The 19,080-nt window shown below is 66.2% G+C and carries 11 protein-coding genes; 2 read left to right on the top strand and 9 right to left on the bottom strand.

Features of this window, described 5'->3' with window-relative positions:
• Positions 1-16: 16 nt before the first annotated feature.
• The 3 genes from B9C43_RS36885 to B9C43_RS36875 are packed head-to-tail and all read right to left on the bottom strand — an operon-like array spanning position 17 to position 6,020.
• Positions 17-1,744: an ABC transporter ATP-binding protein gene (locus B9C43_RS36885; RefSeq protein WP_084431445.1), complete on the bottom strand. Its 1,728-nt coding sequence runs from the start codon at positions 1,742-1,744 to the stop codon at positions 17-19.
• Entirely contained in the window at positions 1,741-4,821 is a 3,081-nt protein-coding gene (locus B9C43_RS36880; RefSeq protein ID WP_084431443.1) for a DHA2 family efflux MFS transporter permease subunit, read from the bottom strand. The genes B9C43_RS36885 and B9C43_RS36880 overlap by 4 nt, the downstream gene beginning before the upstream one ends.
• Positions 4,818-6,020: an MFS transporter gene (locus B9C43_RS36875; protein ID WP_084431441.1), complete on the bottom strand. Its 1,203-nt coding sequence runs from the start codon at positions 6,018-6,020 to the stop codon at positions 4,818-4,820. The genes B9C43_RS36880 and B9C43_RS36875 overlap by 4 nt, the downstream gene beginning before the upstream one ends.
• 76 nt (positions 6,021-6,096) lie before the next feature.
• Here B9C43_RS36875 and B9C43_RS36870 point away from each other — a divergent pair, with 76 nt between their 5' ends.
• A complete protein-coding gene (locus B9C43_RS36870) occupies positions 6,097-6,726 on the top strand; it encodes a TetR/AcrR family transcriptional regulator (RefSeq protein WP_084431439.1) in 630 nt (209 codons plus the stop codon).
• A 72-nt stretch (positions 6,727-6,798) separates the two neighbouring features.
• On the opposite strand, the gene B9C43_RS36865 is transcribed toward B9C43_RS36870, so the two are convergent.
• The 6 genes from B9C43_RS36865 to B9C43_RS36840 all read right to left on the bottom strand — a co-directional run bounded on the left by B9C43_RS36865 (position 6,799) and on the right by B9C43_RS36840 (position 18,020).
• Positions 6,799-10,257: a ThuA domain-containing protein gene (locus B9C43_RS36865; protein ID WP_084431437.1), complete on the bottom strand. Its 3,459-nt coding sequence runs from the start codon at positions 10,255-10,257 to the stop codon at positions 6,799-6,801.
• Positions 10,258-10,296: 39 nt separating this feature from the next.
• Positions 10,297-12,663: a ricin-type beta-trefoil lectin domain protein gene (locus B9C43_RS36860; RefSeq protein WP_084431435.1), complete on the bottom strand. Its 2,367-nt coding sequence runs from the start codon at positions 12,661-12,663 to the stop codon at positions 10,297-10,299.
• A gap of 30 nt (positions 12,664-12,693) precedes the next feature.
• Positions 12,694-14,601, bottom strand: a complete 1,908-nt coding sequence (locus tag B9C43_RS36855; RefSeq protein WP_084431433.1) for a DUF8034 domain-containing protein — start codon at positions 14,599-14,601, stop codon at positions 12,694-12,696.
• A gap of 31 nt (positions 14,602-14,632) precedes the next feature.
• Positions 14,633-15,544 (bottom strand): carbohydrate ABC transporter permease, encoded by a 912-nt coding sequence (locus B9C43_RS36850; RefSeq protein ID WP_051896869.1) that lies wholly within the window; start codon positions 15,542-15,544, stop codon positions 14,633-14,635.
• Positions 15,534-16,406, bottom strand: a complete 873-nt coding sequence (locus B9C43_RS36845) for a carbohydrate ABC transporter permease (RefSeq protein ID WP_033388977.1) — start codon at positions 16,404-16,406, stop codon at positions 15,534-15,536. Before B9C43_RS36845 ends, B9C43_RS36850 begins: the two co-directional genes overlap by 11 nt.
• A 264-nt stretch (positions 16,407-16,670) precedes the next feature.
• A complete protein-coding gene (locus B9C43_RS36840; RefSeq protein WP_084431431.1) occupies positions 16,671-18,020 on the bottom strand; it encodes an ABC transporter substrate-binding protein in 1,350 nt (449 codons plus the stop codon).
• A 287-nt stretch (positions 18,021-18,307) separates the two neighbouring features.
• Here B9C43_RS36840 and B9C43_RS36835 point away from each other — a divergent pair, with 287 nt between their 5' ends.
• Positions 18,308-19,075 (top strand): FadR/GntR family transcriptional regulator, encoded by a 768-nt coding sequence (locus B9C43_RS36835; RefSeq protein WP_235039068.1) that lies wholly within the window; start codon positions 18,308-18,310, stop codon positions 19,073-19,075.
• Positions 19,076-19,080 lie beyond the last annotated feature (5 nt).

Below are 19,080 nucleotides of genomic sequence, written 5' to 3'. Positions count from 1 at the left end.
CCTGGTCGGGACGAGATCACCATTCGCGGTCGTCGATGTGCTGGCGAGCCAGCAGATCCCGATAGCCGGCATCGGCGGCCGCGAGTTCCTCGTGCGTTCCCTGGGCCACGACGGTGCCGCCGTCGAGCACCACGACCCTGTCGGCGCGCCGAATGGTGGACAGCCGGTGGGCGATCACCAGCGTTGTGCGCGACCCGCGGGTGGCTTCCAGGCTCTCGTGCAGCGCGCGTTCGCTTTCAGTGTCCAAACTAGACACCGCTTCGTCCATGACGAGAACGGGTGCTCGAGTCAGCAACGCCCGCGCGATGGCAATGCGCTGGCGTTGCCCTCCGGACAGCGAAGCGCCGCGCTCACCGCAGTTGGTGTCATAGCCCTCCGGCAATGCCTGGATGAACTCGTGCGCGCCTGCCAGCTGTGCGACTTCGACGACTTCGGCGTCGGTCGCGTCCGGGCGGCCGAGCCGGATGTTGCCCGCGATCGACTCGTCGAACAGGAAAACGTCCTGCGGTACAAGAGAAACGGTACGGCGTAGGTCTTCGGTGGCCAGATCGCGTACGTCGACACCGCCGATACGCACAGCGCCGTCGTTGACGTCCCAGAAGCGCAGCAGCAAATGGGCGCACGTCGTCTTGCCCGCGCCGGAACGCCCTACCAGAGCGACAGTCTCACCCTGTTCGATGCGGAACGACACTCCGCTGAGCACTTCACTGGAGTAGCCGAAGCGGACATCGGTGAACTCGACGTCGGGGATCAGCCGGCCGGCCTGGCTCGGTGAGGCAGGCTCGGCAACGTGAGCCGGGTAGTCGATGACGGCCAGCACCCGGGCTGCTGCGGCCCGCACGTCGCCGAGGGTACGGGCGGTGGCCGACACGATGGCGATCGGCGCCAAGGCAGATGTACCAAGCACAATCACCACCGGCAACCACTGCGCGGACACCTCGCTGGCGCTGGCGACGGTGGCCAGCACAAGCAATCCGAGGCCCAGCAACAGTTCCGTGGTGACCAGTTCGGCACCGGCGCGGCGTGCGTATCGACGGTGCTGTGCGTCCAGAGCGTCGCCGCGGGCCAGGACACGGTCGGCGTAGTCCCGGTCGCGGCCGGCCAGCGCCAGTTCCCGGATGCCCTGAATGACGTCCATAGTCTCGGCGGCCACCGCTCCGCTGGCAGCACGCACAGCCTGGCCCTGCTGACCAGCCCGGCGTGCCAGCCCTGCGGGCACCACCGCGACCAGGACCATCAGCACAGCCAGTACCAGCGCGCACAGCGGGCTGAGCACCGCCACGGCTGACAAGGCCCCGACCGAGACCACGATCGCGCCGACATAGTCGCCCGCGGTATGCGCGAAGAACAATTCCGTGGCCGAGACATCATTCTTGGCTATCTCGGCCAGCTCCCCGGTACGCCTGCCAAGCAGGCGGCCTGGAGTGGCACGAGCGATACCGTCGACGATGCGTAGCCGCAGTACTTTGAGCAGCCGGTACGCCCAGTCGTGGCCGATGCTTGCCTGCCACCACTGAGCAAGGCCGACGACAGCTACGGCGACGACGATCGCTGTCACGAGTGCGCCTTCCGCTCCGGCGCGCTCGGTCACGAGAGTGCCGAAAAGATAGGCGGTCAATGCAGGCAGGACGACGATGGTGGCGTAGTAGAGCAAGCCGGAAACGATGACGAGCCCGAACACCACCGGCCGGGAAGCCATGTACGGCAACAACCGCCACAGCGGCCGTTCGATTCGCGTGGTCACTGAGCCGCTCCAGAGTGGACAAGACGGTGATAGGTACCGGCGTTGGACAGCAACGCCTCATGGCTGCCGCGTTCGACAACCTTGCCGTGGTCGAGGACCACGATCTCGTCGGCGTCACGAACTGTCGCCATCCTGTGCGCCACGACCAGAACGGCCCGGTCGCGCGCGTAGCGGGCGATGGCTGTCTGCACTGTTTGCTCGGTTCTGCCGTCGAGCGCGGCGGTCGCCTCGTCGAGAATCAGCACGGCGGGGTTCGCCAGCAAGGCCCTGGCGATCGCGACCCGTTGCCGCTGGCCGCCGGACAGGCTGGTGCCGCGCTCCGAGACCGTGCTCTCGTAGCCGTCCGGCATCGCGCTGATGTCGGCCGCCAGACCGGCCGCGGCAGCGGCAGCCTTGATCTCGTCGAGCGACGCGTCTGGACGGCCCAATGCGATGTTCTCGCGCAGAGTTCCAGGAAACACGTGCGTGTCCTGGCTGACCACCGCCACCTGCTGCCACCAATGGCTGCGTGACAGGTCCCGGAGGTCGTGGCCGTCCACGCTGATCCGGCCGGACGCGGGATCGGCCAGCCGCAGCAGCAGCGATACCAGGGTGCTCTTGCCCGAACCGGACGGGCCGACCAGTCCGACTACCCGCCCAGGCCGAAGTTCCAGGCTCACGCCGGAAAGAGCGTCCTCGTCCCGGCCAGGGTAGCGGAACGACACGTCCTCAAGCGCAACCCGTGACGGCGGCGCGGTCAGCGTTTCGCCGTTCTCAGGATCCGGCACCGACGGGCGCTCGGCCAGGAACGCGTCCAGTTTGGACGCTGCTATCGGGGCACTCATGCTCGCGTGCCGGTACTTGGCCGCCTCTTCGATCGGTGTGAACGCGACCCACACGATCAGCATGACGGCCAGAGCCGCCACCACCGAGATCTGGCCGTCGGCGGCGAGTAACCCCGCTCGTATCGCCACAACCGCGCCTGCCGCGGCGATTGCCCACCGCGACACCAGCATCTGGGTGAACAGTGTGTTCAGCACGCGCATGCTCACCAGCCGCACCCGTTCAGCCGGGGCGGCGAGCCGGTGCCGTACTCGGCCCGTCGCCCCGAACGCTTTGGCCGTGAACATTCCCTGAACGGCTTCGACGAACCCGGCGTCCATCGCCGCCAGGCCTGTGAAGACCTGGGCATGGCTCTTGCGGCCGATCCAATTCCACAGTGGACCAGCGGTCTGCGCGATCACGAGCGCGACCGTGATCAAGGCGCCACCGAGTGGATCGACGATCCCGATCGCCAGCGCCGCGAGCAGCGGTCCGATCCAGGAGAGGAATCGGCTCGGCCGTCCGCGTGCCACGGCGATTTCCAACGCCGCGGCGCCGTCGGTCAGCGTCGCCGCGACCTTTCCACTCGGCCGTGTTGCCACATAGGACGACCCGAGCACCAGCAAGTGGTCCAGCAGCAGCCGCCGCATACCGGCAGTGACCCGATGCCCGGCTGTCTGGGCGACGGATTCGCCGACCCACAACAGGGCCGCGCGAACCAGGACCATTCCCACAGCCAGCCACAATCCCCACAACGCCGTGTCCCATGAACGACCTGTCAGCGGCGCGGTGATCAGGACTGCCAGGGCGTATGCCTGGACCAGGCGCGTCACCACCACGCCGATCCCTATCGCGACAGCAGCCGCCGACCACGGACGTACCGTCCGGACAGCGAAACTCAGGACGCTCTCATCCCTTGTCGTGCGGGGCATCAATGCGACAAGCACGGCGGCAAGCAGCACGCTGACGCCGGCGACAAGCATGGCGACGCGCATTCCGCTGGTGTACTCGTCAGGCAGGTGAGCGGCCAGCACGGCACCAAGCAAAGCGATTCCCAGCGCGGTTCCCACCGAGCGTGCGGTGCTGACGGTGGCCGAGGCGATTCCGGAACGCTGCCTGGGCACCAGTGCCAGCACACCGGCCACGGCGGGCGTGATGGCCAGTCCCTGCCCGAGCCCGTTGACCAGCAACAGAATCGCGAGCACCGGATAGGGCAGGTCGGGAGCGAGCGTCATCAGCCCGAGCAGGCTCGCCCCCGTAATGCCATAGCCGATCAGCATGGGCAGCCGCGGACCGTACTTGGCGGTGAGACCGCCCGCCAGTTTGGCAGCCGGGATGATGGCCAAGGTCATCGGCGTCATCAGCAGCCCGGTCACCAGCGGTGAATGGTGCTGAACCTGTTGCAGGAACAGGGAAAGCAGGACGAACGCACCGTTCGCGCCGAACCCGAGGAGCACCGATGCCGTATTCAGGATGGCGAAGCGGGAGTCGCGGAACAGGCCGATCGGCAGCATCGGGCGCGCCACCCGCCGCTCGACCCAGATGTACGCGGCGATCGCGACGATGGCCACCGCGAAGACCGTGAGGGTGACCGGACTGGTCAACCCATGGCTGTCAACGCCGATGATCGCGTACGACAGCAGACCGAGCGCCGCGATGCCCAGGAGCTGTCCGGCGGGATCGAGTCCGGCATGCCCTGGATCGCGGGATTCGGGGATATGGCGGACGCCCAGCCATCCGGCTGTCAGGCCGATCGGCAGGTTGACCAGGAAAATCGCCGGCCAGCCGAAGGTGTGGACGAGCAGCCCGCCGAGGATCGGCCCAGCCAGCACGGCGACGCTGGCGACCATTCCCCAGTAGCCGAGCAGCCGGGCTCGCCGTCCGGGGTCGGGTTCTGCCTGCGACAGCAGGGAAAGGGCACCGGGCACGACGAGCGCCGCGGCGATTCCCTGCACTGCTCGCCCAGTGATCATCATGGCCAAGTTCCCGGCTACCGCGCACAGCACCGATCCGGCGAGGAAGAGGCCCAGTCCGGTGAGATAACAGCGCTTACGGCCGTAGCGGTCGCCGAGTGCGCCCCCGGACAACATGAAGGCGGCCAGGCATACCGTGAAAGCGTTGACGATCCACTGGACTCCCGCCGTGGTCGCGTGCAATTCCTCCTGCAGCGTCGGTAATGCGACGGCGACGATCGTCGTGTCCAGCAAAGCGATGAAGGTACCGGCGAACACGGCTGCAAGCGCAGCAGCTTGCCTGGGTGGACGCGGGATAGTCATACGAGCTCCAGTGTTGTGTGGCCACGCAGCCAGCGCGCAGCGACATAGGTGCCCGCCGCCGCGAGCAGAATCGAAACGCCGATCAGATATGGAAATCCGACGGCTCCGGCCACGGCCAACCCAGCCGAGCTCACCACGAGCCTCAGTACGCCGAGCACGGATGTCTGCAGGGTGAGGTCAGTGGCCGCCGATTCGCGACGGGCCAGGTCCATCGACACCGTCCACACGCAGACGGCCATCCCCGCGTAGCCGATGGTCACCGCCAGCACCGCCGCGATGTCCAGTGCGAGTACGGACCCGCCCTGCGACAACGGCACGAGCATGGCCAACGCGAACGCCTGGAATCCACCAACGGCGATGACCGACCGGCGCCGGCCGAGCCGGGTGACCATGGCACCGGCACCCAGCCCGGCCACCAATCCGACCAGCCCGGCCACCGTGCCCTGAACCACCGCGATCCGGTCAAGGGACCAGTTCGCGGCCAGCATCATCGGCGCCTGTACCGCAGTGGCCACGTACACACCGAGGGCGAACAGTGGTACGACGACCAACGTCCACACGCGCACCCGCCGGTGCTGGAACAACGTCACCAGCGGGGTTCCTCGCCTGCGCGGGCGTTCGCCGGGCGGTTCCGTCACGAACAGCAGTACTCCGAACGGCACGAGGAACAGTGCCCCCAGCACACTGACCGTCACGCTCCAGCCCGCGTGGGAGTACAGCAGCAGAGCACCACCGGCGCCGAGCACGATCGACACACTGGCCATCCCGGCCTGGATGCCGTTGCCCATCGCGCGCTCCCCCGGCGCCATCAACCGCACTGCCAGCCCGTTCATCGCTGTGTCGTGAAACGCGGACACCGCCAGCCCGACGGCCATGAGTGCCAGCACGGACGGCAGGTCGCCCACCGGATCGACCGACGCCATCGCGAACCACACCAGCACCAGCACCAGCTGGGTGGCCATCAGCCAGCCGCGGTAGGTGCCGATCCGGTCCACGAGCGGACCGAGCAGAAACCGCCCGACGTAGAGCAGGCCCAGCAGGTTGATCAACGCGAGCTGCTCGAGGTGCACCCCGCCGCGCAACAAGATCGTGTGCAACGCCCCGAAGAAGAACGAATAGCCGATGTCGGCCACCAGGTAGAGCGCCGCGATCACCGCATACCGGCGGACGACACCCGTCCGCCTGACTTCCCCCATCATGCCCCTCTCGACTGACTGACAGTCAGTCACATTAATGAAAACGATTCTCGATGGCAAGCGGTGACACAATGGGCAGGTGGCCGGATCACGGGTGAGGCAGCGCACGGAGGCACCGGAGCGACGTCGCGGCGATCTGCTGGACGCGGCGCTGGCGATCGTCCTCGACAAGGGCGTCGCCGGGCTGACCGTCGACGAGGTGGCGGCCCGTGCCGACGTCGCCAAAGGCACGTTCTACCTGTACTTCCGCTCCAAGGAACAACTCATCGGGGCGCTACAGGACCGGTTCGTCGGCGATCTCACCGCCCTCCAGCAGGCCGAACTCGACCAGCTCCGGGCCGGCGACTGGATGGGCAGGCTATTGCTCTGGATGGAATCCAGCCTTCGCGGCTACCTCGCACACGCGCAGCTGCACGACGCCCTGTTCCACCACCCCCGCGCCGGACGCGGCGAGGACTCCCGGCACAGGCACGAAGCCGACCCCACGATCAACCCGCACGCCGCCACGCTGGTGGACATCCTCGAAGCCGGCACCGCCACCGGTGACTTCGCCCTCACCGCACCCCGTACCGCTGCGGTCCTGTTGTACAGCGCCATGCACGGCACCGCGCACTACCTTGTGGAGCATGGCGAGGCGGAAACAGACCTCGTCGAGACCGTGATCGCGGAAAGTCTCAACATGTGCCGCCGCTACGTCGGTCGAACATGATCGGTGCTCACCGCGTGTGGAAACAAAACCGCGGCCCCGGTGTGCGCACCGGGGCCGCGGTTTTGTTTCCCTTTAGGACAGCGTCCACCTCTGGTTAGTGCCGCCGTTGCACGTCCAGATGATCAGCTGGGTGCCGTCGGCCGAGCTGCCGCCGGTGGCATCCAGGCACTTGGTGCCGTTGCGTACGGTGCCGTCGGACTGCACGGACCAGTTCTGCGCCGAACTCCCGTTGCAGGTCCACGTCTGCACGACCGTGCCGTCGGCGGTGCCATTGACATTCATGCACTTGCCCAGGCTCTGCAACGTCTGGCCAGTGCGAGTCCACGCCTGGTTCGCGCCACCGCTACAGGTCCACAGCTGAACCTTCGCACCATCGGCGGTGGAGCTGCCGTTCACGTCGACGCACTTGCCGCCGACCCCGACGATCGGTCCACCCGTGCCGGGGTTGCCCGGCGTGCCAACGCCAGGTCCGGTGAACGTCATCGAGTCGATGTCGTAGGAGTTGCTCCCGCTCGTCTTGAACACCATGTACAACTCCGTGGTGCCACCGGGGTTGGTGACGTTCACCGCGGGCATGCTGGCGTAGTTGTCCCAGCCGCCGGTGCTCTGGACCGGAACCGAGGCGATCAGCGCCCCGGTGGGCGAACCGGCACGCAGTTCGACCGTGCCACCACCGCTTGGCGAAGACAGCCGGACGGACACCTGGTTGATGCCCGTGAAGTTGTACGGCTTGAACGAGATCCAGTCGTTGTTGCTGATGTCACCGACCCGCGCACCGGACTGCGCGCCGGACTGCGAGACGACCCGCACACCGGACGAGCCGGTGAAGAACTCGGCCTGCTTCTGCTTGGGCTGCAGCACGACTTTCCGGCTGCCGGTCAACGCGGGAACCCCGGTCGCGCCCTTGTCGGTGTACTTGGCGTCCGCGACGTAGACCACGTTCACCGAGGCGTGCGCGCTGTCGGTCTGCGGATTGAGGGTGCCCGAGCAGCCCGGGATCGGGGAGAGATCGTGCGAGTGCTGGTCATGTCCCAGCGCAGGTGTCGTGGTCACCTTCGTACAGTCGATGGTGCCGTCCTCAGGGTCGGTGACCGTCACCGTGTACGGGATCGCTTGGCCCCAGTCGAACATACCGCCGTCCGGGATGCTGAGGTTGACTGTCGGCGTGGTGTTGCCCGACGTCACGATCACGTTCGCCACACCCGTCTTGCCGCCCGTGTCGGTGACCGTGAGCTTTGCGTTGAACTGACCTCTCGCGCTGTAGACGTGGGTGGGGTTGGCCTCGGTGGACGTGCCGCCGTCACCGAACTCCCACCGGTAGGTCACCGGGCCACCTTCCGGGTCCCCCGAGCCGGCACTGGAGAACCGCACCGACAGCGGCGAGGAACCCGAGGACGGGGTGGCTGTTGCCGTGGCGATCGGATTGCGGTCGCCGCCGGCCGTGTAGTCGATGCGGTAGAGCCCGGAATCCGGGTTGTCCCGGCCGAACCCCGTTCCCCATTCCAGCAGGTACATCGCCCCGTCCGGACCGAACTTGGCGTCCATCGGGGACTTGTAGCTCAAGTTCGACAGAAAGTTGTTGATTTTCAGCAACTTCCCGTCCTGGCCGAGCCGGAACTCGAACATCTTGTTGCGTGACCACTCGCCGAAGAACGGCGTTTGGTCGAAGTAGGCCGGGAACTTCGTCTGCGACGGGTTGGCCGCGTCGTACTGGTAGATCGGGAACGCGTGCGGCGCCTCGCCACCAGTGCCCAGCTCCGGGAACTTGGACCCGTTCGCGCCGTTGCCGTACCAGACGTCGGCCTTGCGCGCGGCCGGCAGCTGGGTCAGCCCGGTGTTGTTCGGCGAGTTGTTCACAGGGTTGTCGCAGTTGAACTTCGCGCCCGACTGCCCGGTGGCGAAGTTGTAGTCGTTGTAGGCGATGTTGTCGCCTACGCAGTACGGCCAGCCGTAGAAGCCCGGCGAGCTGATGATGTTCCACTCCACGGTCGCCGCCGGACCACGGTTCGCGTTGTCGTTGGCCGCGTCCGCGCCGTAGTCGGCCGCGTAGATCACGCCCGTGGTCGGGTGCACCGAGAACCGGAACGGGTTGCGGAAGCCCATCGCGTAGATCTCGGGCTTCGTCCTGGCCGTGCCCGGCGCGAACATGTTGCCTGATGGGATCGTGTAGGTCCCGTTGGGCTCGGGGTGGATGCGCAGGATCTTGCCCCGCAGGTCGTTGGTGTTGGCCGCGGTGCCCTGGACATCGTTGTTCGACCAGCCTGGCCGCTCGTCGATCGGCGCGTAGCCGTCGGAACGGAACGGCTCGATGTCGTCACCGGTACCGATGTAAAGGTTGCCGTTAGGGCCGAACGTGATGTAGCCACCGGTGTGGCCGGGCTCCGGTGCCTGACGTGACGACGGCACCTTCATGATCACCTGCTCGCTGGCCAGATTCAGCGTGTCGCCGTTCACAGTGAACCGGGAGACCCGTGCGATGTGCTCGCTGCCGCCTGCGGGCGAGTACATCAGGTAGATCCACTTGGTGGTGGCGAAGTTCGGGTCGAGCGCGAGTCCGGTCAGGCCGTCCTCGCCGCCGGTGTAGACGTTGAGCGTGGCCGCTGTGACGGTGGTGCGGGTGTCCGGCTTGTGGATCTTCACCTTGCCGCCGTACTCGGCGTAGAACACCCGGCCGTCCTTGGCGACATCCAGCGCGGCCGGAGCGACGGTGTTGTCGTCCAGCGTGACCTTCTCGAAGCTGCTCCACACCGTGGGGCCACAGTCCGCTGCGACCTTGCCGCCCGCCGATTCCACGCCGCCCTTGATGTGCTCGCGCAACAGCGGCTCGGAGTAACTGGACGCCTGGTGGCCCATGGCGGTGGCCCACAGCCGGCCGCCTTCGAAGTTGCGGCACCACGAGATCGGGTGGTCGTGCCCCATCTTGTTCGGACCGGCGTCATACGTGGTCTCGTCGGCGGTGGCCAGCACGTGCACGTCACCGCGTGCGGAGCGGTTGAAGTTGTACCACTCCTCCGTGCGCGTCCACCGGTCCGGAAGTCCTTGTCCGGACGGGTGTTTGCGGTCGGCGACCTTGGCGGTGCCGGACACGATCGCCGAGTGCTGCGTCATCGTCATGCCCAACATCTGGTCCCACCACGGGAACTGCTGCTCGATGTTCATGTCCGTCGCGTTGTGGATCGCGACGATGCCACCACCGCCGCGCATGTACTTCTGCACTGCGGCGCGCTGTGCGTCGTTCTCCCAGACCATTCCCGAGGTCTGCAACATCACGACCACGTCGAACGTGGCGAGCGTGGCGTCGTTGAAGACCGTCGAGTTCTCGCTCTTGGTGACCTCCCACTGGTTCTGTGCGGCCAACTGGTCGAACATCGCGATCCCCGCGGGGATCGAGTCGTGCCGGTAGCCCGTGGTCTTGCTGAACAGCAGGACGTGCAGTCCTTCCGGGTGCGCGGTGGCGGGCGGCGAAGCCAGCCCGATCACCACCAACGCGCTGCTGATGATCGCTAACAGACGCGCGAGTCTGTGTCTCATGTGCCACTCCTCTGGGGCAGGGTGAAGACGAGCGACGTGTCAGGAAAGGGTCCACTGCTGGTTGCTGCCGCCATGGCAGGTCCACAGGATGATCTTGGTGCCGTTGGCGGTGGCGGCTCCGTTGATGTCCAAACATATCCCGGATTGCGCGCCGGTGATGGTGCCATTGGTGTTGAACTTCCACTGCTGGTTGGCGCCGCCGGTGCACTGCGCGATCACGACCTGGGTACCTGGGGCGGTCTGGTTGTTCAGGGCGGTCATGCACCTGAGGTTGCCGCCGCTGTAAACGGTCAGCTGACCTGACGCGGTACGTGTCCAGGACTGGTTCAGCCCGCCGACGCATCCCCAGATCTGCACCTGTGTCCCCGGTGTGGTGCTGTTGTTGGGAACGTCCAAGCATTTGCCCGCGGCCAACGCGAGAACTTCACCTGTGCTGGGGCGCAGTGCGGATTCGATCCCGGCCTGAGCCATGACCTGCTGCGCGCCGACCGGCCACGCCCCGGTGACCTGGACGTTTCCCCTGAGGACGTTGTTGTGCGGAGGCCCGGTGGCCACCCTGGTCGCGCCGGTGTTGTACCAGTTGGTGTCGAAGACGCTACCGCTGGTGTTGTTGGTGGAGCTGGCGTTGGTGAAAGCCCAGACGCCGCTGTCGATGACCACGTTGTTCGACACGTTCACATAGCGCGAGCCTTCGTCCAGATACAGGCCGACGGTGCTCCGGTTGTTGTAAATGAGGTTGTGGTCGATCGAACCACCGGGGTTGGCGGACAGGTTGTAGAGGCTTCCGCCGTCGTGCAGGGACTTCTTGGTGCCGTGCACCACGTTGTACCTGACGATGGTGTCGCGCAAGGTCGTCGGCGTCGTGTACACCGGCTGGTAGTTGTACAGGCCACGGTTGCGGTAGTCCTGGCTGCCGCCGGGATCGTTGGCGCCCCAGCCCCAGCCGACGTCGATGCCGTCGTAGGCGAGGTTCGACACCTCGTTGTGCTCGATGACGGCGTGCGTGACGTACGTGGACAGGATGCCCGCCATGTCCTTGTAGTCCTTGGCGACATCGGTCACCAGGTTGTTCTTGATCGTGACGTCCTTGTTGACCATCGCCGGGTTGGTGGGGTGGTGCGCGTCCGGCCGCACTCCTCCCACGACGATCCCGCCACCGGAAAGGTTGGTGAAGGTGTTCTGGGACACCGTGATGGTGGACGCGCCCAGGCCGATCCCCGACTGGTTGGCGTTCGCGTCGTTGCCGATGCCAAGACCCACCTGGCCGAGGTGGCGGAAGGTGTTGTTGGTGAAGGTGATGCCGGTGGCCGCCGAGACCTGCACGGCGGCAGGCATCTGCCCCCAGCCGTTGCGCGCGGCTTCGAACAGCTGGCAGCCCGACTGGCACGAGGTCAGGAAGTCCCCGGGCATCTGGTAGGCGGCCGGGATGAACGTGCCGCTCTGCTGGTTGGCGTACCCGATCGACGTTCCCGGCTGCAGCCACGTGGTGTGCTCAAAGACCATGTCGCGCATGGTGATGTTGCGGACCGGGTCGGCGTAACTGCCGCTCATCTGCACCAGTGAGGTCAGCCGCGGCAACACGATCTCACGTCCGACGGGCGACTGTCCGGCGGCTGTCTTGTAATAGAGCCGTCCGGCTTGCGGATCCAGGTACCACTGTCCGGCGTTCTTCAAGAACGAGTAGGAGTTGTGCAGGGTCAAGCCGCCACCGGCGAAGGGACGTGCGAGTGTGTCGTAGCCCCAGTTGTTGTTGTTCCACGCGGGCTGCTGCATGGTGATGGTGGTGCCACTGATGCTCTGCACGGGCGAGTACCGGTCGGTGAACGAGTTCAGGCTCTCCAGCTCGATCCGGTTCTGCTGCGGCAGCGTGGCGAGGTAGTTGAGCGCGGGGTTGGTGATGGTCATGCCGCTCGTGGTGATCTGCACATCGTTGCGCGAGATGCTGATCGAGGCGCGTGGCGCGAGCGTTCCGTCCACGTAGAGCTGACGGGAATCAACGCCCTGGGGTACCGGGGCGACCCAGATGTTGGCGGCGGAATCGTGCAACGTCCAGCCGGTCACCGGCTGACCGCCGGACACCGTCGCGCCAGGCATGCCCTGCCAGGTCACGGTGTGGCCGTTGCGCCCGGAGTCGGCGCTGGTGAACTTCAGTGGTTCGGAAAGCCGGTGGACTCCGCCCGCGAGCTGCACGACCACATCGGTCTTGGCAGACAGGGTCCGGGCGATTTCCTGTGCCTTGGCGAGCGTCGCGACAGGACGGTCGGCGGCACCCGAGTCGAGGTCGTTTCCGCTGGGGGCGACGACGATCCGCGCGACCGAGATGTCGGCGGCATGGGCAGGAGCAGCGATGAGAGTGGTGGTTGCCGCGACGAGCGCGGCCACCACCGATCTGGTGCAGGGCGGCATTGTCTTTCACCTTTCGGAGTGCAGGGATCGTCAAGTCTCGAAGGGCGTGCGGTAGGACGCCGCCCGGTCGCGCAGGGTGAGGTCCAATGTCAGACGGACACGGGTGGAGCGCGGCAGTTCCACTCGCAGCCACGGCCCGTTGACATCCGTGGCTGCTGACGTCACGGCCGGCTGGCGGTGTCCGTAGTCGTAGAGGTCGCCGATCCAGGACGTGTCCTCGCAGACGGTGTGGCGTACGGAGCGAATGGTGTGCTCAGCGAACGCCCCTGCCTGTACGACAACAGAACGCGCGGCTTCCGGGTCGAGATTGATCAGGTCGACCGTGGTCGCCTCCGGGTCGATGCGGGATACGAGTGCCGCCACCGACGGCGGCAGGCCGGGCCGTTTGGCCTGGGCGTCGTAGTAACGCACCCGCGCTTGCTGCAAGCCACCGTTGTAGATCACTTGCGGACCACCCCAGGTGAGCTGAACCAGGGCTTCGGTGACCACCGGATTGCATTGCTGCCACAGGTGAATGTCGGCCTCGGACACGTGGCCGCCGCGGTAACGCTCCATACGCGACAGCCGATGCCGGACCTGAGCCTGCGCGGCAGCCAGGATCCGTTCCGGATACGTCGGGTTGTCCCCGGCGAGGAAGGCCAGCCAAGGCTCTTCGTGCCCGGCCTCTTCTTTGCTGCGGAACGCACGCACGGCCCGCCAGTCGTGGCCATTGCCTGAGCGCAGTCGCTCGATGCGTTCCCAGTCGGCAGGTTCGGCGGAGTGGTGCCACAGTGCGGTGGGGATCGCCATCAGCATCGGGTTGTAGTCGAACCATCCCCGGTCGGCGTACCGGAAAGGCACGTGCAGGGTGGGCGTGTGCACGTCGTCGCCCAACTGCGCCACCCACCGGGACTGGAGGCTCGAGTCCGCCTCGGTGTACGCCATGACCTTGCCGTGTGTGATGACCTCGTCCAGGGCAGGCCGTACCAGGTCGAGAAAGGACTCATCGCCAGTCGCCGCGACGGCGGCCAACGCGGCGATCGTCGCCGCCTGTCCGACGCTGTACCAGCCATGCGGCCAGGACCATCCGTAGTGCCCGCCGTACCAGCGGCCTTCCAGCAGCCCACCCACAGTGCCATCGGGGGCGACGTTGTCGGGGATGATGCCGCCGTTCGCAGCGGCCCGCTTCCGCCACGCGCCGACATAGTTGGCGATCCAGTCCCGATAGCGCTGCTTTCCGGACAGCAGCAACGCGTTGAGGACTAGGCCGGACGCGGCAAGGTTGACCGCGGTGTCTCCGACGGCCATGCGTCGATGCATCTCGTTGGCCAGCCGTGGGTCAGGGTCGGCTGTGTTGTCTGTGCCGGGTGGCAGCACCCAGTCCAGCGGGAAGCCGTACATGCGAGCTTCCTCGGGCAACCAGGGATAAGACCTGCCGTCGAACAGCCCTTCCCGCAAGCGATCACTGCCGTTGTGCGGCCGCCGGATGATGCGGTGGGCGGGGTCGTAGTTGCCGTGCGCTGGGTCGACGTAGAGCTCGGCGAAACGCTGCGCGCGCTCGGCCCAACGGTCGGGTGCGGCCATGCACAGGAAGTAGAACAACTGCAGGCTTTCGCCTTGGTGGAACCAGTCGTAGCCACGCTCGTACTCGTCGTGCAGCATGCCCAGGTCGGTGAGCTGGCGGGTGACAGCTTCCCAATGCCATTCGGACGCGGCGAGCAGGTCGTCGCTGCCGCCGAGCAGGTAGAGCTGCGGCCAGTTGAAGAACGTCTCGTAGAAGTCGTCCACGCCGTCGCGCGAGGTGAGCTGGGCACGGTAGGCCAGTTGCCCGTCCGGACCGGTGAAGTCGTGTTCGAACCGGCGCCAGGCGTATTCGAGCAGGTCGAACAGTTCGCGCTGGGAGATCGCCCAGTTCGGCGGCTCGAGCAAGGGCACCGATGCGGTGATGACGGGGTGCATCCGCGAGTTCTCCGTTCCTGGGGCGCGACGGTCACTCCTTGGTCGCGCCAGCGAGCATTCCGGCGACGAGGAATCGTTGGGAGAAAAGGAAGACGACGAGTACCGGGGTGATCGCCAGCAGCGTCGCCAGCGCCAGCTGCGGGCGCTGGACCGCCAGCTCGCCGACGGTCGGGTTGAACTGGGGCACGTTGTTGAGCAACTCGCCCAGTCCGACCTGGACCGGGAACTGGTCGCTCGTGGGCAACAAGACGTAGGGAAGGAAGTAGTTGGTCCAGTTGGTCACGAAGCTGAAGAACCCGACCAATGCGACGACGGGTGCGGCCAAAGGCAGGGCGACGCGGCGGAACACACCGAACTCCGAGCAGCCGTCGAGCCGGGCGGCGTCCAGCAGTTCCCTGGGGACCGCTGTGCTGAAGAAGATGTACGCCAGGTACACCCCGAACGGGTAGAACGAGTACGGCAGGATGACCGACCACATCGAGCCGATCAGGCCGAGCGCGTTGAGCTCAAGGAAAAGCGGCACAACCAACGTCGCATTGGGCATGAGCATCACGACGAGAGTGACCACCAGCAAGGTGTGCCTGCCGCGGAACTCGGTCATCGCGAGCGCGTATCCGGCGGGAATCGCCACGCACAAGGTGATGATGAGCGCGACGAACGAGTACAACGCGGAGTTGCCGAGCCACAGGAAGATCGCGTCGCTCTGGAACGCGGTCAGCGCCTCCCAGTTGGCGCGCAGTGCCTGCCACGACCCGAACGACAGCGGATGGCCGTGCACGAGCTGGTCGTCGGTCTTGGTAGCGGCCAAAGCGAGCCAGAGCACAGGGAGCGCGAAGAACAGCAGGAAGAATCCAAGGACCACTGTGGGCAGTGGGTTCGGCAGTCTGCGGCGCGGCGGGGCGATCACCGCTTCCGGCGCTCGGACCAGGGTGTCAGTCGGCATCGAAGAACCCCGATCGCACGACGAACAGGCCCGCCGCGACGAGCCCGACAACCAACAACTCGACCGAGATGGCGGCGGCGGCGTTGACGTTGTTGTTCTGGAAGGCGAAGTCGTACGACAGCTGGTTGAGCGAATAGTCACGACCAGCGACCCCGACGCTCGCCTGTGACAGCAGTTGCGGCTCGACGAACAGCTGGGTCCCGCCAGCGAACGCGAGGATCACCATGTAGACGATCCATTTGCGCAGCAACGGAAGCTGGATGCGTCGCGCGGTCTGCCATGCTCCCGCACCGTCGATCCGCGCCGCTTCGATGAGCTCTGGGGAGATGTTGTTCAACGCCCCGTACATCACCACGATCCAACCGCCCGCGCCTGTCCAGAAGGCAATCAGGGTGAACAGGATCGGCAGACGCTCCGGTGCGACCACTTGGCCGAACGTCTCGAAACCAAACGCACGCAACAGAAACCCGACTGGGCTGACGGCCGGGTCGAGCATGAACAGCCAGACCAGCACGCTGGCCGCTCCGGCAAGGGCACCGGGAATGTAGTAGAGGAAGCGCAAGGACCTGCCGACGGCACGAGAAGTCACGCGGTGCAGCAGAAGCGCGAGCCCGACCACGAACACCACCAGCGTGACCAACCAGCAGACCAGGTACAGCGCCACGTGACCGACGGCCGAGACGAACCGGAAATCGCTCGCGGCCGTCGCGAAGTTCGCCAGGCCGACGAAAGTGTCGGTCGAATCGGTGAAGGCGAAGTAGAACGCGTATCCGGTCGGCACGACACCGAACGCGATCAGCAGCACGACGTAAGGGGCGACGAAACCGTAACCGGCGCGGCTCCTTGTCGACGGCGAGTTCATCGGCTTACTCCGGCGACAGCCAGAAGCGCCGGCCTGACGGCGGCTGGGTGCGCGACAACCCACCAACCCGGCATCCGGCACAACCTCCCTTCACCAGAACCCCGCTACCAATCGGCCAGCGACGCTCGTTGGCTCATCCGACGACAACCAAAACCACCAACCCCTGCGGCGGACGGCTGCCCGACAACCCCGCCCCGGCACAACCTCCGTCCGGACAGCGGAAATCCTTCGGCACACTCCGATCCCCGCCTCCACCCGGCGAGTTCATTGGCTGACTTGGTAACCGTCGGATCGCGCGTGGTTCACGATCGCGTTCTGCCACTCCGGGAGCATCGACACGATGGACTTGCCCGCGTTCAGGCCTGGGGTGACCGTCGATGCCCAGATCGCCTCCTGGCTGAACTGGCCGTAGCCCCACCCTGGCCACACCTGGCCCGCTGCGGCCTGCAGCGGCCCGGCGATGTCGTTGGCGTAGTACCCGGAGGAGCTTTGGTTCGCCAGCCACGTCTTGGCCGCGGGCCCGTATGCCGGATAGCCAGGGGCTAGCTTGCCTTGGTAGTCGTCCGATGTGGTCACCCAGGCCAGGAAGTCGGTGGCAGCCTTCAAGTTGGCGCTGTGCGCGGACAACAGCCAGGTGCCGCCGCCGACGTTGCCGACCGATGGACTGGTTTCACCGGACCACTGCGGCATCGGGGCGACAGCGATCTGGCCGGGCGGGACCTTCAGCGTCTCGCGGAACACCGAGCCGCCGTACCACGCCGGGCCGGGCATCATCAGGATCTTGTCGGCGTGGTTCTTGCCGAAGTCCGAGCTGAACACGCTGCTGATGGCCAGCGTGCGGTTCTTGATCAGCGTGTCAAGCAGTGACGCCATCCGGGTGCAGTTCGCGCTGGTGGTGTTCACGGTGACCGCCTTGGGCCCGGTGATCTGGTTGGCGCCGCACTTGCCGGCCCACAGGTAGATCTCCGGTGTGAACGTGTCGCCGGCGGAGCCGACCAGGTAGCCGGGGTGTTCGGCGGCGACCTTCTGGCCGAGGGCCTCGTACTGCTCCCAGGTTGTGGGGACCTCGTAGCCCCATTGCTTCATCAGGGACGCGTTGTACCAAAGCACGGTCTGGGACAGATCGTTGCGCAGGCAGTAGAGGGTGCCGTCCACCATGCACGGGTCATTGGCTCCTGGCGCCCAGCCGTCGAGAAGGGACTGCTGGATCAGCCCTTTGTTCAGCGGGGCGGTGAACTTCGCCGGGACGGCCCACGTGGTCGCGTTGTTCTGCGAGCTGAAGACCACGTCCGGCCAGCCGCTGCCGGTCCGGTTGAACAGGCTCACCTTCGTCTGCAGGTAGTTCGAACCGTTGGCGTCGCCGTCGTACGTGACGATGTCCATCTGCACGGAAGGGTTCTGTTTCTGATACAGCTGGGCTGCGGCCAAGCGCGTCGAATCCACCCACACCGTCAGCTTGCCGCCGGTCTGCTCCACCGGCTTGAACTCGTTCTGGGCGGTCACAGTCCCACCACCGCCGCCGCACGCTGACAGGACAAGCGCGACACCTGCCAGCAAAGCGATCCACTTGCGGCTCTTGCGTGGGTTCGTTCCGCCGTCGAGCTGCACTGCCATGAGCTACTCCACTACGTCGTGGCGTATGTGTCTGACTCATCCCGTGGCGCATCTACCGCTTCGTGGCGGTCTTCGGGCTTCATCACTGTCGAGCGACCGCTTAGATCACACATAACAACCGCCGCCAGGGGTGCAGGTCAAGAGATAAGCCTGACTAATCCCCCGATCTTCTCAGCCACACGCACCGGATTGCCGTCGTTTCCAAGAGACCGCAGATGTACCGTCGTCTTGGCGCCCGAGGATGAGTCACACTCTTTCTCGGTGGTCCAGCGACAGGAGGTATGCAGGTGGACAGTGCATCCGTTCCGACCAGCACCGACACGTCCGTGCGAGAGCAGGACGCCGGTTCGTACAGGCCGGGATACGAACTGGTGGCCGAGCAGATCCTCCAGCTCATCGCCGAGTTGCGGCTGCGGCCGGGCGACCGGATGCCCACCGAGAACGAATTGGCCAGCCAGCTGGGTTCTAGCCGGACCGTGGTGCGCGAAGCGGTCAAGATCCTGTCGGCGATCGGCAGGGTCAAGGCCCAGAAAGGCCGTGGGCTCTACGTCGCGGACGACGACGGGATGCTGGGCTCGACCCGGTGGGGCGGGTTCTTCCTGCCCACTGACCTCGACCACGTCTACATGCTGTTCGAGTTCCGCCGGGTCCAGGAGACCGCGGCCAGCCGGCTCGCCGCGACGCGCGCGACTCCTACCGAACTACGCGCGATCGAAGCCGCGGCCGAGATGTGCAGGCACGGTCACGTGAACGGGGAGACCGCGCTGTTCGACCGCGGCGACGACGATTTCCACCTCGGGATCGCCAAGGCGTCACACAACGACTTCCTGGTCGCATCCGTGCGCGAGGCCCGCCGCCTGCAACACCAGTCCAGCACCATCGGCCTGCACGGCACAGTCGGTGGCCACGCCAAGGAAGCCATCGAGGAGCACGCCGCGATCTTCCGGGCGATCCGAGACGGCGACCCGGATGCGGCCGCCCATGCGACCGCCGTCCACCTGGACAACACGCTCGAGGACTACCGCCGCGAGATCCAGCGCCGCGTCTTCGGTTGACTTCT

The organism is Kibdelosporangium aridum (assembly GCF_900176515.1).
Taxonomy (GTDB): domain Bacteria; phylum Actinomycetota; class Actinomycetes; order Mycobacteriales; family Pseudonocardiaceae; genus Kibdelosporangium; species Kibdelosporangium aridum.
This window is presented reverse-complemented; position numbering and strand designations above follow the sequence as displayed.